25 protein-coding genes are annotated in these 20,688 nt (G+C 48.9%); 11 read left to right on the top strand and 14 right to left on the bottom strand.

The genetic code is table 11. The features are described 5' to 3' along the window. Window positions 1-7: 7 nt before the first annotated feature. From LCM29_RS11455 to LCM29_RS11445, 3 genes are all read right to left on the bottom strand, one after another. Entirely contained in the window at window positions 8-1,186 is a 1,179-nt protein-coding gene (locus LCM29_RS11455; RefSeq protein WP_214785590.1) for an MFS transporter, read from the bottom strand. 117 nt (window positions 1,187-1,303) lie between these two features. Beyond that, window positions 1,304-2,095 carry an endonuclease/exonuclease/phosphatase family protein gene (locus LCM29_RS11450; RefSeq protein ID WP_224862931.1) on the bottom strand — a complete coding sequence of 264 codons (792 nt, stop codon included), beginning with the start codon at window positions 2,093-2,095 and terminating at the stop codon, window positions 1,304-1,306. 52 nt (window positions 2,096-2,147) lie between these two features. Continuing rightward, on the bottom strand, window positions 2,148-3,776 hold the full coding sequence (locus tag LCM29_RS11445; protein ID WP_214785592.1) for a PTS transporter subunit IIBC: 1,629 nt from the start codon (window positions 3,774-3,776) through the stop codon (window positions 2,148-2,150). A gap of 221 nt (window positions 3,777-3,997) precedes the next feature. On the opposite strand from LCM29_RS11445, the gene LCM29_RS11440 reads away from it, so the two are divergent. The 3 genes from LCM29_RS11440 to LCM29_RS11430 all read left to right on the top strand — a co-directional run bounded on the left by LCM29_RS11440 (window position 3,998) and on the right by LCM29_RS11430 (window position 5,860). Then, a complete protein-coding gene (locus LCM29_RS11440; RefSeq protein WP_214785593.1) occupies window positions 3,998-4,762 on the top strand; it encodes a TrmH family RNA methyltransferase in 765 nt (254 codons plus the stop codon). Further along, window positions 4,752-5,279: a GNAT family N-acetyltransferase gene (locus LCM29_RS11435; RefSeq protein ID WP_214876434.1), complete on the top strand. Its 528-nt coding sequence runs from the start codon at window positions 4,752-4,754 to the stop codon at window positions 5,277-5,279. The genes LCM29_RS11440 and LCM29_RS11435 overlap by 11 nt, the downstream gene beginning before the upstream one ends. Before the next feature lie 89 nt (window positions 5,280-5,368). Then, the gene (locus LCM29_RS11430) at window positions 5,369-5,860 is read left to right on the top strand and encodes a hypothetical protein (RefSeq protein ID WP_224862929.1); all 492 of its coding nucleotides are present in this window, start codon (window positions 5,369-5,371) and stop codon (window positions 5,858-5,860) included. Between the two features lie 624 nt (window positions 5,861-6,484). Here LCM29_RS11430 and LCM29_RS11425 read toward each other — a convergent pair. Continuing rightward, entirely contained in the window at window positions 6,485-6,982 is a 498-nt protein-coding gene (locus LCM29_RS11425) for a hypothetical protein (protein WP_224862926.1), read from the bottom strand. Window positions 6,983-7,093: 111 nt separating this feature from the next. Between LCM29_RS11425 and LCM29_RS11420 the strand changes: the two genes are divergently transcribed. Further along, a complete protein-coding gene (locus LCM29_RS11420) occupies window positions 7,094-7,750 on the top strand; it encodes a TVP38/TMEM64 family protein (protein WP_224862924.1) in 657 nt (218 codons plus the stop codon). Window positions 7,751-7,779: 29 nt separating this feature from the next. Here the strand turns inward: LCM29_RS11420 and queF are convergent, their stop codons facing one another. Genes queF through queC form a run of 4 tightly spaced genes read right to left on the bottom strand, consistent with a single transcriptional unit; the run spans window position 7,780 to window position 10,071 of the window. Then, window positions 7,780-8,268 (bottom strand): preQ(1) synthase, encoded by a 489-nt coding sequence (queF, locus tag LCM29_RS11415; protein WP_015880473.1) that lies wholly within the window; start codon window positions 8,266-8,268, stop codon window positions 7,780-7,782. An 11-nt stretch (window positions 8,269-8,279) separates the two neighbouring features. Beyond that, window positions 8,280-8,990 (bottom strand): 7-carboxy-7-deazaguanine synthase QueE, encoded by a 711-nt coding sequence (queE, locus tag LCM29_RS11410; protein WP_224862922.1) that lies wholly within the window; start codon window positions 8,988-8,990, stop codon window positions 8,280-8,282. Further along, window positions 8,972-9,430 (bottom strand): 6-carboxytetrahydropterin synthase QueD, encoded by a 459-nt coding sequence (gene queD, locus LCM29_RS11405; RefSeq protein ID WP_015880475.1) that lies wholly within the window; start codon window positions 9,428-9,430, stop codon window positions 8,972-8,974. Before queD ends, queE begins: the two co-directional genes overlap by 19 nt. Further along, complete coding sequence (queC, locus tag LCM29_RS11400; RefSeq protein ID WP_015880476.1) at window positions 9,427-10,071, bottom strand: 7-cyano-7-deazaguanine synthase QueC; 645 nt, start codon at window positions 10,069-10,071, stop codon at window positions 9,427-9,429. Before queC ends, queD begins: the two co-directional genes overlap by 4 nt. 217 nt (window positions 10,072-10,288) lie before the next feature. On the opposite strand from queC, the gene nhaC reads away from it, so the two are divergent. The 5 genes from nhaC (at window position 10,289) to LCM29_RS11375 (ending at window position 15,112) form a co-directional block, all read left to right on the top strand. After that, a complete protein-coding gene (gene nhaC, locus LCM29_RS11395; protein WP_224862920.1) occupies window positions 10,289-11,665 on the top strand; it encodes a Na+/H+ antiporter NhaC in 1,377 nt (458 codons plus the stop codon). Window positions 11,666-11,749: 84 nt separating this feature from the next. Then, window positions 11,750-12,334, top strand: coding sequence for a DNA-3-methyladenine glycosylase (locus LCM29_RS11390; protein ID WP_224862918.1), 585 nt, complete (start codon window positions 11,750-11,752; stop codon window positions 12,332-12,334). A gap of 82 nt (window positions 12,335-12,416) precedes the next feature. Next, window positions 12,417-12,929 carry a type 1 glutamine amidotransferase domain-containing protein gene (locus tag LCM29_RS11385; RefSeq protein ID WP_026824537.1) on the top strand — a complete coding sequence of 171 codons (513 nt, stop codon included), beginning with the start codon at window positions 12,417-12,419 and terminating at the stop codon, window positions 12,927-12,929. A gap of 165 nt (window positions 12,930-13,094) precedes the next feature. Beyond that, window positions 13,095-14,165 carry an MFS transporter gene (locus tag LCM29_RS11380; RefSeq protein WP_224862916.1) on the top strand — a complete coding sequence of 357 codons (1,071 nt, stop codon included), beginning with the start codon at window positions 13,095-13,097 and terminating at the stop codon, window positions 14,163-14,165. A gap of 113 nt (window positions 14,166-14,278) precedes the next feature. Further along, window positions 14,279-15,112, top strand: a complete 834-nt coding sequence (locus LCM29_RS11375) for an undecaprenyl-diphosphate phosphatase (protein ID WP_224862914.1) — start codon at window positions 14,279-14,281, stop codon at window positions 15,110-15,112. A 161-nt stretch (window positions 15,113-15,273) separates the two neighbouring features. On the opposite strand, the gene bshB2 is transcribed toward LCM29_RS11375, so the two are convergent. Genes bshB2 through pdxK form a run of 3 tightly spaced genes read right to left on the bottom strand, consistent with a single transcriptional unit; the run spans window position 15,274 to window position 17,172 of the window. Then, window positions 15,274-15,924, bottom strand: coding sequence for a bacillithiol biosynthesis deacetylase BshB2 (bshB2, locus tag LCM29_RS11370; RefSeq protein WP_074034220.1), 651 nt, complete (start codon window positions 15,922-15,924; stop codon window positions 15,274-15,276). Next, entirely contained in the window at window positions 15,921-16,292 is a 372-nt protein-coding gene (locus LCM29_RS11365; RefSeq protein ID WP_214695888.1) for a YojF family protein, read from the bottom strand. The genes bshB2 and LCM29_RS11365 overlap by 4 nt, the downstream gene beginning before the upstream one ends. Window positions 16,293-16,347: 55 nt before the next feature. Continuing rightward, window positions 16,348-17,172 carry a pyridoxine/pyridoxal/pyridoxamine kinase gene (gene pdxK, locus LCM29_RS11360; RefSeq protein WP_214785603.1) on the bottom strand — a complete coding sequence of 275 codons (825 nt, stop codon included), beginning with the start codon at window positions 17,170-17,172 and terminating at the stop codon, window positions 16,348-16,350. Window positions 17,173-17,358: 186 nt separating this feature from the next. Here pdxK and cbpA point away from each other — a divergent pair, with 186 nt between their 5' ends. Further along, window positions 17,359-17,994: a cyclic di-AMP binding protein CbpA gene (gene cbpA, locus LCM29_RS11355; RefSeq protein ID WP_214695898.1), complete on the top strand. Its 636-nt coding sequence runs from the start codon at window positions 17,359-17,361 to the stop codon at window positions 17,992-17,994. 34 nt (window positions 17,995-18,028) lie between these two features. Here cbpA and LCM29_RS11350 read toward each other — a convergent pair whose 3' ends face one another. From LCM29_RS11350 to LCM29_RS11340, 3 genes are all read right to left on the bottom strand, one after another. Continuing rightward, on the bottom strand, window positions 18,029-18,511 hold the full coding sequence (locus LCM29_RS11350) for a GNAT family protein (protein WP_318247831.1): 483 nt from the start codon (window positions 18,509-18,511) through the stop codon (window positions 18,029-18,031). A gap of 99 nt (window positions 18,512-18,610) precedes the next feature. Further along, complete coding sequence (locus LCM29_RS11345; protein ID WP_224862912.1) at window positions 18,611-19,495, bottom strand: diacylglycerol/lipid kinase family protein; 885 nt, start codon at window positions 19,493-19,495, stop codon at window positions 18,611-18,613. Between the two features lie 131 nt (window positions 19,496-19,626). Next, window positions 19,627-20,001: a hypothetical protein gene (locus tag LCM29_RS11340; protein WP_074034233.1), complete on the bottom strand. Its 375-nt coding sequence runs from the start codon at window positions 19,999-20,001 to the stop codon at window positions 19,627-19,629. A 159-nt stretch (window positions 20,002-20,160) separates the two neighbouring features. Here LCM29_RS11340 and LCM29_RS11335 point away from each other — a divergent pair, with 159 nt between their 5' ends. Next, window positions 20,161-20,592 (top strand): MarR family winged helix-turn-helix transcriptional regulator, encoded by a 432-nt coding sequence (locus LCM29_RS11335; protein ID WP_214746962.1) that lies wholly within the window; start codon window positions 20,161-20,163, stop codon window positions 20,590-20,592. Window positions 20,593-20,688 lie beyond the last annotated feature (96 nt).

Genomic DNA, 20,688 nt, shown 5'->3' with positions numbered 1-20,688 from the left:
ACACGTTTTAGCGTTGATCAAGCGAATAACTGACTGCGGTCAACGCGGCTGTAACGAGGGCGACCAGACCGCCGACAAGTGCGAGCGTCATGATGGGGCTCGTCGCATAGACGACACCACCGAGAGCGGAACCGAGTCCAATCCCGACATTACTCGCCACGGGCATAAGTGACGAGGCGAGACCTTTGGCATTCGGATTGAACTTCTCTGCCAAATCGATCAAATAAATCTGAGTCGATGTCGTCAATAAGATTGCCATGAACGACATAAGTGCGATATTGAGAAGACCGAGCGTCACATTCGACGTTGTCACGAATAGCGCGGCCAAGACGAACGCCTGGACGAGAAAGACGAACCGTAAGCGTCCGATTGGATTGTGACTAGCAATCTTTCCGGCAGCGATATTACTGAAAATCGAAATGAATCCGTAGGCGAATAAAATCGGACTGACCCAAGCGACCGGTACACCGAGTACATCTTTTAAAATCGGCACGAGATACGTATATACGACATACGTTGCCCCGAAACCGAACGCCGGAATCAGGAATGCGATCAAGATGCGCGGATTCGTCAGCAATGTCAATTGTTCACGAAGTGATGCTTTTTCTTGAGACAATTGGTTCGGCAAGACGCGGTAAATGGCAATCCAGGCGACTGCACCGAGTGCAGTCGTTAATATAAATGTGGATTCCCAACCTGCCTGTTGTCCGATGAATGTCCCGATTGGAACGCCGAACACGTTCGCCATCGTGAATCCACCAAAAATAAAGGATACGGCGACCCCACGCTTTGTCGGTGGGACACTCTCGCTGGCGACAAGCATGGCAAGTGAAATCAAGACACCTGTGACGACGGCCGTCAACATGCGCAAGACGAGTAACCACTCATACATCGGTGCCAGGCTGCTCAACAAGTTAAGGATAGTGAACAGGATGGTCAGACCAAGCATCAATTTGCGTTTAGGAAGATGGCTCGTCAAGGACATGGTGATTGGTGTGCCGACGGCAAAGCTGATGGCGAATGCCGATACGAGACTCCCGGCCGTCGCGATCGAGATGGATAATCCGTTTGCGATATCAGGTAAAATCCCGACGATGACAAATTCACTCGTTCCGAGAACGAAGGTTAATAAGGATAAGGATAAAACTAAAGTCCAGTCGCTTCGACTGAGCGAGCTTGTCTTCATATTCAAACACTTCTTTCTATCTCATTCATTAGTAGTTAGACATCAGTCTTCTATCACGTTACAAGATTTTCTCCAAAAGAAAAACCCTTTTCTCCCAAGTAAGGAGAAAAAGGCGAATTAGCGCCAAAATACAGTTGCTTCGACACCGGCGTGGTCGGAGACAATCGGTCCGTTCTCGCCATCAAAGACGACCGCGTGGCGAGAAACGTGAATCGGGGCATTCGTTAACATCAAATCAATGCGAAGTGATTTTTTGTTTTCGTCCCACCCGGCGATTTTCCCTTGTACCGTCGCATCGCCTTCACGTTCTGTTGCGAGGTGGAACAAATCTTGGAGTCCATTCTCCATCAAGTAATCGTATCCTTCTCCTCGAATGAAGGCATCGTTATTGAAGTCGCCGAGTAGAAGGGCATGGTCGTCATGCTCGACGCGACGAATCAGTTCATCGAGTTGGTGTTTCACCGGCTCCTCTTCATCATGCCACCATCCGAGATGACACGAGTAAATGGTCGTTGGAGCATCTGCGCCTGCAATCATGGCTTTGACGATCTTACGAGACTTGTAGTTGTCTGGGTCCATTGTCTTCGATACGAAGAACGATTCTGTTGATAGGAACGGTGTGCGCGACAGGATGGCGACGCCTTCCTCGTAAATATCGTATCCATAATGGGCAAAGTCCCATGTCATGTGATAGTGGACGTCCAACTCTTTTAAGCGCTCGACGAGGACGTGGGCGAAGTTGTTCTCACGGATGTTTCCGTAGATCAGTGGGGCCTCTTTATGTTGATTGACTTCTTGAAGCGCGATGAGGTCGTACTCTTCACTCGCGATGCGTTCGACGATGGCGTCAATCTTTTCTTGTTGACGGTCTTCTAACCAGGCGTGACAATTAAGCGTTAAAATATTCACGATAGTCCTCCTTTAGAAAAAAGGCCAACTCTTGAGCGAGTTGGCCAGTAGATTATGCACCGATGACGTCTTGAATGTCTGATTTCAATACGTCGGCTTTCGGGCCATAGATGGCTTGGACTCCACGGTCTTTTACGATGAGACCCATGGCGCCATTTTTCTTCCAATCTTGTTCGTCAGAGACGAGTGTAACGTCTTTAACGGTCACACGAAGACGAGTCATACATGCATCGACATCTTCAATGTTTTCTTCCCCACCGAGAAGGGCGATAATCCCCATGACTTGTTCGTTACCTGCCACAGATGACTTCTCTGTCGTCTCTTCCATGTAGTTTCCGTTACGTCCTGGTGTCGGCAAGTTCATCTTCTTGATGAAGAAATTGAACACACCGAAGTTGAGGAAGAAGAATGCTACAGAGACGAGAACGAAGTTGATCAAGTCTTGAAGTAGTCCCGCTTTGACAATCATCGGGATGCGCGTCAAGAGTTCGATTGCACCAAAAGCATGGACGCGTAGGTCGATGATATCTGCCAATGCGAATGCAGCACCTGCCATAAGCGCGTAAACCACATAAAGGACTGGCGCGACGAACATGAACATGAACTCGATTGGTTCTGTGACACCTGTCAAGAAGACAGCGAGTCCAGCTGACAAGAACATCGGCTTGTATTGTGCTTTCTTCTCAGCGTCGACGTTACGGTACATCGCATATGCGGCACCGATCAAAGCAGCGAATGACAAGATGACTTGACCGACTTTGAAGCGGGCCGGAACGACATCAGCGAGAAGGGCGTTGTATGCAGCTGTATCACCAGCGGCACGCAAGTTGACGAGGTCTGTTACCCATGCCAACCAGAGCGGGTCTTGTCCGGCAACGACTGACCCAGCTGTCGCGCCTGTTAAAATTGTGTACGTTCCACCAAGTTCCGTGTAGTTCATTGGAACAGTGAGCATGTGGTGTAAACCGAACGGCAAGAGGAGACGCTCGAGCGCACCATAAATGAACGGAGCGAGGACTGGAGCCGTGTTGCGTGATGTGGCAATCCACTCACCAAAACTGTTGAGCGCACCTTGAATCGTTGGCCATACAATCGATAGAACGATGGCAGCAACGACTGAACCAAGGATGACGACGAATGGTACGAAGCGCTTCCCGTTGAAGAACGAGAGGGCATTCGGCAATTTGTTGAAGTTGTAGAAACGGTTGTATAGTGCACCACCAAGGAAACCGGCGATGATCCCGACAAACACACCCATGTTGAGGGCAGGTGAGCCGAGTACAGATGTGAAGTAGTCAGCGACGACAAGGTTTGCACCGAAGAGTGACTCGATTGTCGCTTCCGGATCTTGAAGCATGGCACCGTTGACACCGAAGATGGCACCTGTGACACGGTTGATCAAGATGAAGGCGAGAAGTGCTGCGAACGCACCACCTGCACGATCTTTTGCCCACGAACCACCAATCGCAACTGCGAAGAGGATATGTAAGTTGACGATGATGCCCCAACCTAAATCTTCAATGATGCGAGCTGTTGTTAATAAAATACCGACATCTCCGGCTGACATTCCAATCAATTTACCGATGGAAATCATTAAACCGGCAGCTGGCATAACGGCGATGACGACCATCAAGGCCTTACCGAGTTTTTGCCAGAAATCGAATGAGATCAATTGTTTCATGCTATACGCTTCCTTCCTGTGAGGGAGTTTTATCTATTTTTGTGTTTGCCAATAGTGCAATCGCTTGCATAAATGATTGTAATCGATTGCATAAATTCATGCAACCGTTTTCGCTATTTTCATTTGTTTTCATTTTCAAAGCGACAATGGAAGATGTTAGGTGAACTTGTCAGTCGAATCGAATCTAGCTACAATATGATAGGTTGAAGGGAGCGAGAAAGATGGGTTGGAGACAGACCACATCTGCTTTGACGAAGGACGAGCAGATTGAATTAAAAGAAGAGTTATTGCAGAAGGGTGTATTGCAGGAGGACGACCTTCCTCTGTATGAAATGCTCATGCCAGATCGCATCAAACGGATGTATGAAGTATTGAATACACGAACGAACCATATCACGATTTTGACGGAAGGTGTGGACGATCCGCACAATCAATCCGCTGTGTTGCGTTCAGCCGATGCGTTCGGGGTGCAAACGTTACATGTCGTCGAAGGGCGGGCAAAGTTCAAACCGAACTCGATTATCGCCAAAAGCGCCGATCGCTGGGTGGACGTCGTGGAGCACGGTTCGATTGAAGAAGCGATTGACGCTTTAAAAGAAAGTGGTTACCAAGTATATGCGACGGCGCTAAGCGAGGAAGCGATCCCGCTCGAGGAGGTAGATGTGTCAAAGCCGACCGTTCTTCTATTCGGGAATGAACATAGCGGTGTCTCGGAAGCCGCGCTCAACAAAGCGGACGGGAACTTTGTCATTCCGATGCAAGGATACGTACAAAGTTTGAACATCTCGGTGGCGGCTGCAATTTCTTTGTATGATGTCACGACACGGTCACGTCATATCGTGACGGATGGCTATGAACTGCCTGTCGAAGATCAAGCGCGCATCTTCAAAGACTGGATGGTCAAGAGCTTACCGAAGCGTACGCTCGGACTATATAAACAAAAAGGTGTAACAGCTTTCGAACGGGAGACAGGAAATTCGGAATGAACGGCGAAAAGAACAGACGTACGGAATCTTTGTCCAGAAACTGAAAGGGGATGGCACGATGAGTACGACGAGTTCATTTATCGTAAAAGATGTGACGAACAACTTTAAAGATTTTGAAGAGGACTTCTTCCGGCTGTACCGCACGTTATATGGTGACCTCGATCAGCTGCGATTTAAAGAGCGCCTGTATCGACACGCCAATCCGTTGGTGCTCTTAGCATTCTCAGAGGAGCAGCTGGTCGGTTTTAAAATCGGTTATGAGGCAGAGCCTTATCGGTTTTATAGCTGGGCGGGCGGCGTACACCCAGACTTTCAAAAGCATGGCATTGGTCGCAAGCTGATGGACACGCAACTTGAGTGGGTCGAAGCGCAAGGTTTTCATTCGATTCGTACGAAAGCGCGGAATACGAACAAAGGGGTCATCATCTTGAACCTCCTTTGCGGATATGACATCATGGGCGCCTACACCGAAGACGGCGAGCCACGTATCATGATGGAGAAACAATTGAACAGTTGAATGGATGCCGCGGTCGAATGATCGCGGTTTTTTTGATGAAACCGATTCGACTGAATGAACGTACATAAAGAAAAAGGGGGGGATTTGAAATGACAGTGTTTGGATTTGGCGGAGATCCGTTTAGTGACTCCATGGGGGACTCATTCTTTACCGGAATTGTGTCGATATTTCCTATCGTGTTCATGGTTGTGTTCGGTCTGATTATTTTTGCGTTCGTAAAAACGATTTTTCAGCATTCCAAAACATCGAGCACGTTGAAGGACTTACAACAATTCGCCTCGCAACTCGCCGATGATCCGGACGATGACACGGCCGAGCGATTGGCCGAGTATTTACGAAGTGTCGATTCCTTCTCGATTGAACGGACACGGATGGAACCGTTCCGTGTCGCACTCGGGTGCTATCAATTGGTGATGGAGTCAAGATCCGTTCGCGAGGAGACGAAAGAGCGAGTCGATCGCCAATACAAGCGTCTCGGCATTTTAGACGGGGAAAAATTTGCCGATGAGGCTCCACCACGTCACCGTTCTTCTTCATCGAACCATCATGATATCCACCACAACCACCATGACCATATGTAAAAAAGCGAAGGGACTCCTTCGCTTCAGCTTGTTGACAAATAACATGTTCGAACTCGTCCTTCCGGCGCCCACGCTTTCCTCAGGCAATCCCGGAGCCGCATCGCGACCTAAGTCGCTGCTGGGTCTCCGTCGGATTGCTTTCCTGCAGGAGTCGGGGCGCCGTCGGGCGAGCAGCGCAAACGGTCGTCATCTGGCGGCCGTTTGTCTTTTTCTAAGGCCCCGACGGCCGAAGAAAAAGCTCGGTACTTACTTCGAATCGATGTATTAGGGGAAAGGGAAAACGCCGAGCCCACCCGTCATCGATCCCGAGATCATCCTCCTCGGGCCGCTGTTCAACATCCGTTCCGTTTGTCAGACCGTGAAGGATGGATTGTGTCGACTTGTTGATCATCAAATCCGCCCCTGTGTGTTCTTCTCACACCATTATATTTGGGATGAAGGACAACAGGTGACCAAGAACGGGCAGGCGAGACTCCTGAGGGAATAGCAAGCAAAGGGAGACCCAGCAGTGACGCAGTCGCGATGCGGCTCCCTGCTTGCCCCTAGGAAAGCGAGCCGTGTCCGGATTGGGCATAAAAAAGACATTAGACCTATACTTTGTCTACAGTCTGAAGCGAAGGGACCTTACATATATCGTGAAGCATCAAAGTCGATATCGGTCTGATAGCGGACGGCCTGGATGGCACTTTCGATTCGAATGGCTCGTCTCTTAATATCGCGTGCTTTCAAGCGATATAGCTCCGGGTCATATAAGGCGTGTTTGATCACGGAAACCCCGTGCACGTATTCCTTTTTCGGACGTAATGACAATTTCTCATAAAGACGTGCTTGGACACGTAACTGAATGGCGAGTTCGATTGCCTCTACGAGCGGGAGCGGACCGTCATGCGTTTCAACGACGGCTTGGACGTTCGCTTCTTGAATGAGGCGGTCGAGCTGACGTAAGTCCAGACGGATGTGCTCAAGTTCCATCTCGATATCTTGAAGGGAGCGAGACTGAATCGTCGGAATGGAATCATTCACTTCGAGCGAGATGAATGCCACGTGCTCAATCTCTTCGGTCAATGTATCGATTTGCTCATGGAGCAACTGTTTTAATGTTAGGGCATCTGCAAGGTTCATATCGATTTCCTCCTTCTGCTTTCTCTAACCGTAACACATCGAGGTGGCTGAAAAAAGATGGATGACATCTCGGATTGCGGGAATAAAACCAAATAGGAAGGAGGGAGGACGATGAAAAAATGGAAGGTACAGTGGATGATTGCACTCGTCCTACTCCTGTTCGGGACAGCGACGTTTCTCTATCAATGGATTGATGTAAGTCCAGGAGACATCCGGGACTATATCATCCAATTTGGTTGGTTGGCCCCTTTGATTTATATCCTCTTGTTCACTGTTCGTCCGCTCATCCTGTTTCCGACGTCCGTCTTATCGGTCGCCGGCGGTTTGGCGTTCGGGATGTTACCGGGTGTCGTCTATACCGTCATCGGGGCGACACTGAGTGCTCTCGTCGCTTATTATGTGGCTATCTATTTCGGCGACCATTTCTTGCATCACTTTGAATCGAAGAATTATGAAGCCATTCAGCACAAAATCGAAGAGGACGGATTCTTTTATGTACTCATCTTACGTCTCATTCCGCTCGTCAATTTCGATTTGGTAAGTTATGCTTCCGGTTTGGCAAAAGTAAAAGTACCAGCGTATCTGTTTGCGACCGTTGTCGGTATGATTCCTGGCGCGTTCGCGAATAATTTTCTCGGAAGCAGTATCGCGAGCGGGGATTGGAAGCTGATTGCGTTGGCGTTCGGGATCATGCTCGTATTGACGCTCATCGCGACCGTGTTCCGTGAACCAATCAAGCGACAGATCCATCGCTTTCAAAAAAAGTAGGCGACTCCAATGGAGCGCCTACTTTTTAATTAACGGTTGTCGACCGTCTCAGGGTAGAGGTCATGGTTGAACAAACGATGCTCCGCCATTTTTTCGTACTTCGTACCCGGTTTTCCGTAGTTGTAATACGGATCAATCGAGATACCGCCACGCGGTGTGAATTTGCCCCACACTTCGAGATAGCGTGGCTCCATCAATTTGACGAGGTCCTTCCCGATGACGTTGATGCAGTTCTCATGGAAGTCACCGTGGTTACGGAAACTGAACAAGTACAACTTCAACGATTTCGACTCAACGAGTTTCTCATCCGGGATATACGAGATGTAGATCGTCGCGAAGTCGGGTTGGTTTGTGATTGGGCACAGGGACGTGAATTCCGGCGCATTGAATTTGACGAAGTAGTCGTTCTCCGGGTGACGGTTCGGGAACGCCTCGAGGACGTCAGGTGTGTATTCAAAAATATAAGGGACGCTCTTCTGTCCGAGGAGCGAGAGGTCTTGTAAGTCTTCTGGTCTCATGTTTATTCTCCTTAGACGCCACGTTCGTTGGCGTACAGTAATGTGTGTAGTTGTGGTAGGACGCGGACGCTTTGCCATGAAGGGTCGCGTGCGACGTCTTCCCACAATTGTTTTAAACGACGGAGCTGGGCATCGGTGATATCACCGTCAGCACCTGGCTCGGGGTTACCGGCAGATAAATACATGACGTCCGGTGCATAGCGTTGTTGTACTTCTTTCGCGTAAGCGAGGTCCACTTCATCAAAGACAGCAACTTTGAATGTCGTCTGCTCCGGGCGCAACCGTTCGACGATGGCGTCGAGTTGTTCCCAGTTTGTCTTCATGCCAGATGAAGGAGGCTTCGGGCTGAGGGTCACGTCATCGATCTGTGTGAGCCACTCTTGATAGCGGCTACCTTGCGTCTCGACGGCGAGTGTGACGCCACGCTCTTTCAATTTCACGACGAGGTTCTCCATGGCCGCGATGAGGAGCGGGTTTCCACCCGAGATGGTGACGTAATCGTACGCACCGAGTGCGTCAAGGCGAACGATGACCTCGTCCGCCGTCAGCATGTCCGGCTTTTCTGAACCGTCCCATGTGAAGGCAGAATCGCACCACGAACAGCGATAATCGCAACCGGCGGTCCGGACGAACATCGTTTTCTGTCCAATGGCACGTCCTTCTCCTTGGAAGGTCGGTCCGAACACTTCTAAAACAGGGATTTTCACGATTCCACCAACCATTCACGGCGGAACTCAGCGTACGACGTCGGCGTTTCATACAAACGGACGAATTCGACGCGCACGTCGCGTTCATTTGGCAAGTGTGTCGCCAGTTGTTCAAAAATCCAATAGCACATGTTTTCTGCAGTTGTATTCATATAAGGGAGTGACTCGTTCAAATAGCGATGGTCGAGATATGGCTCAAGCTCTTCTTTGAAGATTTTTTTCAAGTCACCAAAGTCGAGCGTCATCCCGCGATTGTCGAGAAAACCGCTGACACCCATCTGGAGCTTATATGTGTGACCATGAAGGGCGCGACATTTGCCATCATAATCAAATAAGTGGTGTGCCGCGTCGAACGTCACTTCTTTGACGATTTGAACACGATGCGGGCAGTAGATGAGCGACCCTTCTTGCTTCGATTCGACACTGGTCGGGGCGAGGAATGGAGCATGTTTCATACGCGCACCTCCTCGTAAGCTGTGAGCCCGTTTTGGCGAAGCTTACACGCCGGACATTCTCCACAGCCTGAACCGATGACACCGTTGTAGCAAGTGAGCGTACGTTCTTTGACGTAGTCGAAGGCACCGAGCTCGTCCGCGAGTGCCCACGTCTCTTTTTTATCGAGCCACATGAGCGGAGTGTCGATGACGAATGGATAATCCATCGCTAAATTAAGTGTCACGTTGAGTGATTTAATGAATTGGTCTCGGCAATCCGGGTAACCTGAAAAGTCCGTTTCACATACACCGGTCACGATGTGATGCATACCGAGTTGTTTGGCCATGACAGCCGCAAATGATAAGAATAGATGGTTGCGTCCATCGACGAACGTGTTTGGGACGTCCGCATTGTCGATGTCAAGATCGTGTCTCGTGAGCGCATTTGATGTGAGTTGTCCGAGTAGGGACAAGTCGAGGATGTGGTGTGGGACATCGAGTTCTGCCGCGATTTCTTTTGCGACCTCGATTTCCGCATCATGGCGTTGACCATATGCGAACGTCACCGCTTCCACATGGGAGAATTGTTGTTTTGCCCAAAATAGGCAAGTGGTTGAATCTTGGCCACCACTGAAGACGACCAATGCTTTTTCGTGTTGCATGAAGCACACTTCCTTTTCGCTAGTTTTGATGTCGGAGGAGGTTACGAACTCCGGAGGTCACCCTCAAGCATATAATTTATCATAAAAAGACGTTTGACAGGGAGAAAGGAAGCGAGTATAGTAAAAAACATCACTGACGTGCTTTTGTGCATAAAAGCGTTTAAGCGGTTAGGTGAAATAATAAATAATTAGGATATAACGAAAGGAGGGGACGTCGATGCAGATGAAAGGAAAAGAAGCTGTATTCGTCGTGTTGATGAGCGGGATCACCTTGCTCGCACTGATGTTTTTGGCCAAAGCGACGCCGCATATGGCGATTTTTGGCACAATGGTAATAGTAGGTGGATACGCGTATTATCGTTCACGCGACTTCAAACAGATTGAGACGGCGATGATCAACGGGATTCGTGAAGCTATCATGCCGGTATTGATTTTGTTATTGATCGGGATGCTCATCGGAGTATGGCAAATGTCCGGGACGGTCGCGACGATCCTCTCCATCGGATTAAATACAATCTCTGCTGAATGGTTCTTACCAAGTGTCTTATTGATTACGATGATCGTCTCAACATTCACAGGAAGTGCGTTTACTACAGTCGGAACGGTCGGTGTCGCCTTGTTCGGAATCGGGACGGCACTAGACATCTCGCCAGCTCTCGCTGCAGGTGCCATCGTATCGGGTGCGCTTTTCGGAGACAAGATGAGCCCGTTGTCGGACACGACAAACTTTGCGCCAGCAGTGGCTGGTGTCAAACTATTCGACCACATTCGCTTCATGATGGGGACGACGATTCCAGCGTTCATCATCACACTGATTTTATTCACGTTCCTCGGACGTAGCGGTCAAACTGCTGATACGACTCAAATCGCGGAAGCACAAGTTGCGCTCAGCGGACGTTTCGACCTTTCTTGGCTCACATTAATTGCCCCTGTGCTCGTCGCAGTGCTTGCGTTCCGCCGCATGCCAGTTTTGCCGACGATGCTCATCGGGATGTTCGCTGGTGTGTTGACGGCAGGGTTTGTTCAAGGCAACTGGAGCATCTCGAACTGGCTCGGTGTCATGCAGTCTGGATTCAAGTCAGGTGTCGAGAATGAGACGATTGCGACGGTACTCGATCGTGGTGGTCTCGAATCGATGCTTTGGTCGGTCAGCCTCGTCTTGATCGCCCTTGCATTCGGAGGACTGTTACGTGAACTCGGTGTGTTCCAAGCGATCGTTGAATCGTTGCTCGAGCGCTTGAAGTCACCAGGAAGTTCGGTTCTATCGGTCGTCCTCAGCTCGATCGGTGTCAACTTGCTCGCAGGGGAACAGTACTTGTCGATTCTCTTGCCAGGACAGGCGTTCAAACAAGGGTTCATCGATCGCGGGATCGATCCACGCTACTTGTCACGTGCGCTTGAGGATGGCGGGACTGTGATTAACCCGCTCATTCCGTGGGGTGTCTCCGGAGCGTTCTTCGCAGCGACACTCGGTGTGCCTGTATTGGAATACGCCCCATTTGCGTTCTTCCTTTGGCTCAGCCCGGTCTTCTCCATCATTTTGGGATACGTCCGATTGGGGAAGCAACGTGAATCACTTAAAATCGCATCGTAATATCGAGGTGTCCTGCCATGCAGGGCATCTTTTTTGTGTGCAGGACATGACTTTTGAGAAAATAGGAGAAAGGGAGGTGGAACGATGAAGCGACTCGATCTAGCATTTTATGAACAACCGACACTCGAATTGGCACGCGCCTTACTCGGCCAATATTTGGTGCGGCGACACCCAGAAGGTGACATCATCGCGAAGATTGTCGAGACAGAGGCTTACCTCGGTGCCATCGACCGGGCGGCACATAGTTTCGGAGGGCGTCGAACGAAACGGACGGAAGTCATGTTCGGACAGCCTGGGCATGTATACACGTATCAAATGCATACACATACGCTCCTGAACGTGGTCAGTGGTTCGGTTGGTACACCGGAAGCCGTGTTGATTCGAGCCGTCGAACCGATTCAAGGACATGAATGGATTGCTTCGAACCGTCCTGGGGTGAAACGATATGACCAAACGAACGGACCAGGGAAGTTGACGAAAGCACTCGGGATCACGATGGACTTATATGGTCACTCGTTCCAACAAGACCCGCTCTATCTTGCTGAAGGTGAGACGGGAATGGTGATTGAGGCGGGTCCACGCATCGGGATTCCAAACACGGGCGAGGCGCGTGACTACCCGTATCGCTTCTTTGAACGCGACAATCCGTACGTCTCGAAGTTCCGTTGAATGCATGCAATGATGTTTAAGTGATTCGTGCCAGTGGAACAGTCCCTATGTGCATAAAACAAACAGAGGGAGTGTTTAGAACATGGCAAAAGTAGCAACGCTCATTACAGATATGTTTGAAGATGTAGAATTCACGGGTCCCCGTGACGCATTGGTGGATGCGGGACATGACGTCGTGACGATCGAGAAGAAAGCAGGCAACACGGTAGAAGGGAAGCAAGGAGAGGCGAAAGTGAACATCGATCAATCGATTGACGATGTATCACCAGAAGATTTTGACGCCCTTCTCTTACCAGGCGGATTCTCTCCTGACTTGTTGCGTGAGGACGAACGTTTCGTTTCGTTCGCGAAAGCCTTCATGGATGCGAAAAAACCTGTCTTTGCCATCTGTCACGGACCACAGCTGTTGATTACGGCGAAGACGTTAGAAGGTCGTGACGCGACCGGCTACAAATCGATTAAAGTCGACATGGAGTATGCCGGTGCCAAATATGCGGATAAAGAAGTCGTCGTCTGTCAGAACCAGCTCGTGACGAGCCGTCAACCGGACGATATTCCGGCATTCAATCGCGAGATTCTCAACTTATTGAAATAACACGTCAACCACGAGAGGAATCTCGTGGTTTTTTTGTGTTTTCGGGAATAGACAAGTAAGGAGGAGATTCAAATGAGAAAACGAGCACGTTCACCTAGTTAAGTTCGTCGAAACGTTGTCCGATTAGGATGGATTCGTTGGTTTGAAGGCTTGATTCCCGCATACGTGATTGAACGGCTGTTCTGGGAGTCACGGGGCATCTCCATTCAGGAAGTCGTTTATTTAGAGATGGTATATGCGCTCATCATCGTTCTGTTCGAAGTACCGACTGGTGTATGGGCGGACCATACGGCACGGCGTCGACTTGTCCAAATCGGTGTCGCGTTAGAATGGCTGTCGTTTATCGTCATTTTGTATTCGTTCACGTTCACGGGTTTCTTTGTCGCAATCAGCTGTTCGGCCGTTGGGTCGGTCATTCGAAGTGGGGCAGAGAATGCGCTGCTATACGAGTCCTTACAGGAAAGTCACGAAGCGTCGTCATTCGAACGGGTTCTTGGGAAGCTGAACGCGATTGGGATTGTGGCTGCTGTGGTGGCAGCATTGAGTGGTAGTATGTTGGCTCAGTACCTTCCCTTGGAGTGGAACTATGGAATCTCGATTTTGAGTTTGATGATGGCGACACTATGTAGTGTATTTCTCGTGGAACCGACTCATCGAGAGCGGGAGGAACGTTTGACGTGGCAGCATTTGTTCAAAGGGTTCCGATTCATTTGGTCAAACCGACAACTTCGTTATGTCACAATCAGTTTTTTGGCAGCGGTATCCGCTTTTAACTTCATCGATGAATTTTGGCAACTGTACGCTCGCGATGTGTCCGTTCCGATTTATTGGTTCGGTGTCATTTCAAGTGGGTTGCTCTTGATCCAGTTACCTGGACAACTGTTCGCAGGTACCATCGTGCGTGTTGCGCCTTCGGAACGTTGGTTGAAGCGATTCGGTTGGATGATAGGTGGCGGGTTTCTCTTCATTGGTTTATTTCCGAGTCCAATCGGAATTGGTGTCATGGGATTGTTGGCACTTCTATATGGGGCGATGGAGCCGCTCTATTATGGACTTTTACACCATCAAGTTCCTTCATCCATTCGAGCGACGACGGAATCATCTGTCTCGATGCTGTGGCATCTTGGCATTCTCGGATTAGGGATTGTCTTTATTATAGGGACGACAGCGTCGCTATTTTTGGCGTTTTCAATGATTGGACTTGTTGTGTGGGTCGTTCATGCGACTGCACGATAATTCTCACAGGCATGGGCCATAAGCCATGCCTGTTTTTACGTCTTAAGACGGACGCAAGATGGTGAGGAGAAGTGTATGATGAGAACAATCTAAAGAGTTACAGGAGAGACATCGTGGAATGGTATGAGTTATTCGTAGGCTTTTTGTTAGGGGTCGTTGAGGGACTGACCGAATTTGCTCCGGTCTCGTCGACGGGTCACATGATTCTCGTGGACGGGCTTTGGTTGAACTCGAGTCAGTTTTTAGGTCAGGAAGTGGCGAACACGTTTAAAATCGTCATTCAATTAGGTTCGATTTTAGCGGTCGTTGTCGTCTTTCGAAACCGATTCAAAGCGTTACTGAACCCGAAGTCGCTGTTCACACTAAGACAAAACGAGGCAGTACGCCAATTAAACCTGATACATATTTTGATTGGACTGCTTCCGGCTGGCGTCCTCGGTGTATTGTTCGAAGATTACATCGATACACACCTCTTCTCGGTCAAGACGGTGTTGATTGGGTTAGTGATTGGGGCTTTCTTTATGATTGCCGCAGATTTATCAGGTGTGAAACGACAAACGACTGCAACGCTCGATGACATCACGTATAAGCAAGCGCTTGGTGTCGGATTGATTCAATGCTTCTCGTTATGGCCAGGATTCTCGCGGTCGGGCTCGACGATTTCTGGTGGCGTCCTCCTCGGGATGAGTCACCGGGCAGCGGCAGATTTTACGTTCATCATGGCGGTACCGATCATGTTCGGCGCGAGCGCCTTGTCACTCTACAGCAAATGGACGTACTTTACGCTCGATACATTGCCGGTGTTTATCGTCGGGTTCATCAGTGCGTTTCTGTTCGCGCTTATTTCGATTAAGTTCTTTTTGAAGTTGATCAACAAAGTGAAATTGATGCCGTTTGCGGTCTATCGAATCGTATTGGCCATCGTGATTTACGTTCTGTATTTCTAAAAAAACACGTGCGAATGGCACGTGTTTGAAACCAATGAATGAAATTGTTCGTACAGTCTAGAAGAGGTGAAAACATGGGACAAATCGTTGTAGTATTCGGAACGTTAATCGGTCTTGGGACCGTTGGGGCATTGCTTTATATGACTCGTCTAGCCTATGAATCATGAGAACGGATAATGATAGAAGCGCTCACGTTGGAGTAACTCCATGACGTGGGCGTTTTCTGCGTTGTCGATCGCGCGAAGTAGACCTTCCGTCTGAGAACGATGGGCAAAGAGGGAGTCTTTTTTCTGCTCGCTCTCTTCCGTCACATCGACGATCACGTGAGGTTGTCCGAGTTCTTCTTCTGTGCGACGATCGAAGGCGACACCTAAAAACTCAGGGCGTGACTCTCCCATCTCCTGAAGTGCTCGTACGACAGCACGAGCTGTCGCTTCATGGTCCGGGTGGACGGCATATCCTGGATAGAACGAGATGACCGTTTCCGGCTTCACCTCGTCAATCAAGGCGCGGAAGCGACCAGCGAGCTCTGCCTCATCCTCAAATTCAACGGTTTTATCACGAAGTCCCCACATGCGCAGGTCTTCGATGCCCATCATCCGACAAGCTTCTTCAAGTTCATGCTTTCGAATTTTAGGGAGCTCCTCACGCGTCGTAAAGATTGGGGAACCCATGTTGCGTCCCATTTCGCCTAGTGTTAAGCAGACATACGTGACCGGGAGTCCTTTTTGACGATGTTGGATGATCGTTCCGGCCGAGCTGAACGCTTCATCGTCCGGGTGTGGGAAAATGACGAGTAATGGTCCATTCATTGATTCTCCACCTCCGATGCTCCTTGTGGGAGCGGTTTGATATCGATATGCAGCGCACACGCCAGTCGACCGAGACGATCGTGACCAGCGAGTAGTAACTGTTCGCCGTGCACCTCATAGTCGGTCAATCCTTCAACATAGAGCCAGCCGTGATCAAGTTTTAAGCCAACACGGTAAGGTCCATTTCCTTTGATTTGACCGATGCTATATTCGATTTTGGCATTACGGATAAACATCCCGGCGTTATGGAAGTCCGGGTCGTTATGTGTCGCATAGGCACCGTTTGTCGTCTCGACATGGACGAAAAGTGGTGTTGCGACATGATTGTCTAAATATTGCTGAATGTGATCAGGTTGAATCGCTTTCACGTCTGTCCCTCCAATGGAAAGGATGACCCGAAACGTCACGTTCCGGGTCATCTGTTTACGATTGTGTTGCTACTTTTTTACGGTATCCCGTATGGTTCGTCGGTCCGACATATTGGTTGAGACGGAATGAGTGACGAACTGCTTCTGTGATAAATTCTTTTCCGATTTCAATCGCTTCTTCGACCGTATGGCCGTTTGCGAGAGAAGCCGCGATGGCAGAAGAGAACGTGCATCCACCGCCGTGTGTGAACGCAGGCTCGATTTTTTCACTTTCAAGTAGACGGAATTCGTTTCCGTCATACAAGACGTCGAATGCTGTGTCGAAACCAAGTTTGCCACCGACTTTGACGATGACGATTTCAGCGCCAAGCTCATGGATGAGACGAGCCGCTTCTTTGATTTCGTCCATCGTCGATGGTGTTTTATCGAGGCCAGCGAGCATACGCGCCTCGAATAAGTTTGGAGTGATGATTTTTGCAACTGGTACGAGATGTTGACGCATCGCGACCGCAACGTTCGGGTCAAGAATCTCATCCGCACCTTTACATGCCATGACCGGGTCGACGACGGCATTCTCGATTCCGTATTCTTTAATCTTACGTGCTGCGAGTTCGATGATTTCAGGTGTCGGGAGCATTCCCGTCTTCACTGCATCGACTCCGATCCCAGCGAGCACCGTATCGATTTGTTTCTCAATCAATGTCGTGTCGATTGGAAAGACTTCGTGGTTCCATGCGTTATGTGGATCTTGTGCCACAATGACAGTCAAAGCTGTCATACCGTACACACCGAGTTCTTCCATCGTTTTGAGGTCGGCTTGGATACCCGCGCCGCCGCTCGTATCAGAACCGGCAATCGTCAATGCTTTTTTCATCGTCATAATCGTCCATCCCCTTTGTCTGTTTGGATAGTTTCACTATAACGACTTTTTCGTATTCCGACAAATGCAAGGATTACAAGAAGTGTTCATAACTTTTCAGAAAAAGTATGCAGGATGTTCATCATATTTGGGGAATAATAATGAATAGGGTGTAGACCACTTTATTATTGGCTGGGAGGAAAACGCATGTTAGTGCATAGCTTATGTATCCCGAAGAAAGATGTTGTCACGATCAGTGAAAAGGCAACATTGCGGGAAGCGCTTCATACGCTTGAAGAAACAGGATATCGTTGTGTGCCTGTTTTAGACGAGACGGGGAAATTTTTCCGCGGTAACATTTATAAGATGCATATTTATCGTCATGGAATGAACGGGGAAAACATGGACGATAATGTGATGACGCTCATTAAAAATACGCAAAAATACGTTCATGAATCCGACGGCTTCTTCGAAGTCTTTTTCTCGATCAAAGAATTGCCATACATTGCTGTATTGAAAGATGAGAGCAATGAGTTTTATGGTATTCTTCCGCACGGGAAGATGCTTGGGATGCTCGAGGAGGCATGGAGTCGTGACACAGGTAGCTACGTCTTGACGATTGCCTTGAGCGAACAGGCAGGAGCGCTCGAGAAGATTACAAAAATCGTGAACAAGTATACGTCAATCGCAAGCTTGATGACGCTTGATGCAAAAAGTAAGGTGTTGCGTCGCGTACTCGTGACGTTACCACCGGATTGCGAAGAAGACATGAAGAACAAAGTTGTTGCCAAGCTTGAACAAAAAGGCTTCCGAATCGTCGAAGTCGAGAACTTGAACAACTAAGTCAAAGCCCTTTCACGTGACGTGAAAGGGCTTTTTAGTTGAGTCGTTTTTCCATCCGGATGTCGGACCAGAATTGACCGTCCCAGTAAGTGAAGTGCTCGATTCGTCCGATTTCTTGATAACCGAGTTTCGAATAGAGACGATGGGCCGCGTGATTGAAGGCGAACACGCCGAGCTCCATGCGAGGAGTCCCCTGCGCCCGCAGTTTCTCCTCCAGCAAACGAAGGGACTCCGTGCCCACGCCTTTGCCACGTCCTACGGATTCCCCGATAACAAATCCGAGCCATGCCGTACCAGGTTCTTGGCGGTACAGATGAGGAGGGTCATACATGACGTTCATTTCGCCGACGAGATGGTCGTCTGCATAAATGAGAAAAATATCATGTGTCAGAAGACGATCCTCTAAATCTTCGACCGTCATCTCATAATGAGCGGTCAATTCTTCTTCAGACCGACTCGGACGAATCAAATGCACGATTTGTGGGTCATTATTCCAGCGATTGAATGTCTCGACGATTTCGTCGGATGCTGTTGTAAGTGGAACAAGCGAGATGTTGATAGGTCATTCTCCTTTCTCGCTTGTTAACATTCGGTTTCGTTCATAAAAGTCCTTCTCTTATACGGGCTTCAATACGTTTAAATGACTCGGTAAAATTTCAAATGTAAATGGCAACGTTCCACCAGTGTCACCGTCTGCATTTACAGGAAGGGATTCAGGCGAGTTGACGCTCACCCGTGTCGTACAGAATGACGTGACACTGTCCGTTTCCTTTAATTTTCCTGTGAACAGGGCAGGCGTTAATTGAAGTGCGTCTTTTAGACCGAGTTCTTCAAAAATATAGACGTGCAATAGACCGTCATTCAGTCGCGCGTCCGGTTCGAAATTCTCAAATCCTCCGACCGAGTTCGTCAAGGCGATGACGACGAGATAAGCTTCGCCATCAAATTGACCGTCCTCACTTTCAATCGACAACGCATAAGGACTATGTTCGCGGAACGCCTTCACGCCTTCAATTAGATATGCGAATGGCCCCCACTTTGTCTTTTCTTCCACGCTAACTTCATCGACCGCCTCGGCAATGAGACCAATGGCAATGACGTTCATAAAATAGCCGTTCTCATATTTTCCGATATCCATCGGTGTCGGTTCAGCATCACGAAGAGCTTCAATCGCTTTTTTAGGATCATTTGGTACACCAAGTGCGCGGGCGAGGTCATTGACCGTACCGAGCGGGATGAGTCCAAAATCAGGACGATGAGGCGCTTCCGCAAGTCCGGTGACCGCTTCGTTCAACGTCCCGTCTCCACCCATCGCAATGACGGCTTTATATTGTTTTTCCGCTGCTTCTCGTGCAAAGTTCGTCGCATCCTGTTCTTTCTCCGTGAAGCGGACATCGACGTGTCCATATCGTTCACGCAACACTTCCTCGGCATGTGTCGCGTGTTGTTCCCCCAATTCTTTTCCTGAGGATGGATTGACGATTAACATGACTGTGTCCATTCCAACATATCTCCTTTTCGGTTCGAATACTGTCCTTTATTCCCGTCTGCGAAATCGATTACTCCTAAAAAATCCCCATGATCGTCAGCACTTTCGGCTGATCTTCATGGGGATTGGAACATGTCGTTCGTTTAATAATGACGGAATGCGGACATATCTAAATGACTCGCTTCAGACTCATCCACTGCGAGTTCGATACGCAGATGTTCATGAAACGGAGAAACGAGGGCGCCCATGCAGGCGACCGGTTCATGGTCAGGGACCGGTGATTTACGTTTCGTTTTGACGAATAAATAATCCGATCGCTTCAACGTCAACAAGAAACGTTCCACGGCGTGCGGTTCACGGGTCACGTTTGGCCAAGGTAAATGATTGAACAATAAAAAGACCGCGCCTTCCTTTTCGAGCGCATAGTCCGGTGCGATGCCTTCCCGATTCAACAAATCGATGACAGCATGCAAAAACTCCCGTTTAATCGTCAATGAAATTTCGTAATACTCACGCATACGGTCCACCCTTTCTTAAAATCACAATACTACCATTCTAAACGTTTCCGACATACGCGACAATGAAGAAGTTCCTTGACGAAGTATTTTTCCCGGCTTATACTGCATAAGTCCTGCTATACTAGTGATATATGATGAACGAATTGAGGTGAAACCGACATGATTGAATCCCTTGAATTGAAGGCATGGGTCGTTCTCGCACGAACGATGGATGCCATCAGCGATCGTGTGAAAGAAGATTTACGACGCCACCAGTTAAATTCAACAGAGTTCGGTGTTTTATCCGTTTTGTATAAACGAGGAGATACCCCGTTACAACAAATCGGGGACCAGATTTTGATTACGAGTGGTAGCGTGACATACGTGATCGACAAGTTGGAAAAGCGTGGGCTGATTGAACGAATCGCCTGTCCGTCCGACCGTCGCGTCACATACGCCTCGTTAACAGAGGATGGGAAGGCGCTCATGGATGTCGTCTATCCACAGCACATCGAAATCTTTAAAGATATATACGGACCGTTAAGCGATGAAGAGACGGAACAATTGATTTCGTTATTGAAACGAGTCGGTTATAACGCAGCGGGCAAATAAAGCCCGTTGCTTTTTTCATTAATATCTTGAAGTTAAAATAATTGACGATGAGATATACAGATGATATAGTTCTAACTGTTATTGAAAAAAATTAGA

The sequence above is a fragment of the Exiguobacterium aestuarii genome (assembly GCF_020171655.1).
Classification (GTDB): domain Bacteria; phylum Bacillota; class Bacilli; order Exiguobacteriales; family Exiguobacteriaceae; genus Exiguobacterium; species Exiguobacterium aestuarii_A.
Note: the sequence above shows the minus strand (reverse complement) of the source record. Positions and strands in the feature narration are given on the sequence as shown.

Coding starts and splice junctions, on each gene's coding strand:
- LCM29_RS11340 (WP_074034233.1), bottom strand. CDS start 20,001: ATGCGTGAGTATTACGAAATTTCATTGACGATTAAACGGGAGTTTTTG.
- queC (WP_015880476.1), bottom strand. CDS start 10,071: ATGCAACACGAAAAAGCATTGGTCGTCTTCAGTGGTGGCCAAGATTCA.
- LCM29_RS11425 (WP_224862926.1), bottom strand. CDS start 6,982: ATGAACCTTGCAGATGCCCTAACATTAAAACAGTTGCTCCATGAGCAA.
- bshB2 (WP_074034220.1), bottom strand. CDS start 15,924: ATGAATGGACCATTACTCGTCATTTTCCCACACCCGGACGATGAAGCG.
- queE (WP_224862922.1), bottom strand. CDS start 8,990: ATGGTTGGTGGAATCGTGAAAATCCCTGTTTTAGAAGTGTTCGGACCG.
- cbpA (WP_214695898.1), top strand. CDS start 17,359: ATGTTAGTGCATAGCTTATGTATCCCGAAGAAAGATGTTGTCACGATC.
- queF (WP_015880473.1), bottom strand. CDS start 8,268: ATGAGACCAGAAGACTTACAAGACCTCTCGCTCCTCGGACAGAAGAGC.
- queD (WP_015880475.1), bottom strand. CDS start 9,430: ATGAAACATGCTCCATTCCTCGCCCCGACCAGTGTCGAATCGAAGCAA.
- nhaC (WP_224862920.1), top strand. CDS start 10,289: ATGCAGATGAAAGGAAAAGAAGCTGTATTCGTCGTGTTGATGAGCGGG.
- LCM29_RS11455 (WP_214785590.1), bottom strand. CDS start 1,186: ATGAAGACAAGCTCGCTCAGTCGAAGCGACTGGACTTTAGTTTTATCC.
- LCM29_RS11345 (WP_224862912.1), bottom strand. CDS start 19,495: ATGGACACAGTCATGTTAATCGTCAATCCATCCTCAGGAAAAGAATTG.
- LCM29_RS11390 (WP_224862918.1), top strand. CDS start 11,750: ATGAAGCGACTCGATCTAGCATTTTATGAACAACCGACACTCGAATTG.
- LCM29_RS11420 (WP_224862924.1), top strand. CDS start 7,094: ATGAAAAAATGGAAGGTACAGTGGATGATTGCACTCGTCCTACTCCTG.
- LCM29_RS11445 (WP_214785592.1), bottom strand. CDS start 3,776: ATGAAACAATTGATCTCATTCGATTTCTGGCAAAAACTCGGTAAGGCC.
- LCM29_RS11430 (WP_224862929.1), top strand. CDS start 5,369: ATGACAGTGTTTGGATTTGGCGGAGATCCGTTTAGTGACTCCATGGGG.
- LCM29_RS11440 (WP_214785593.1), top strand. CDS start 3,998: ATGGGTTGGAGACAGACCACATCTGCTTTGACGAAGGACGAGCAGATT.
- LCM29_RS11385 (WP_026824537.1), top strand. CDS start 12,417: ATGGCAAAAGTAGCAACGCTCATTACAGATATGTTTGAAGATGTAGAA.
- LCM29_RS11335 (WP_214746962.1), top strand. CDS start 20,161: ATGATTGAATCCCTTGAATTGAAGGCATGGGTCGTTCTCGCACGAACG.
- pdxK (WP_214785603.1), bottom strand. CDS start 17,172: ATGACGATGAAAAAAGCATTGACGATTGCCGGTTCTGATACGAGCGGC.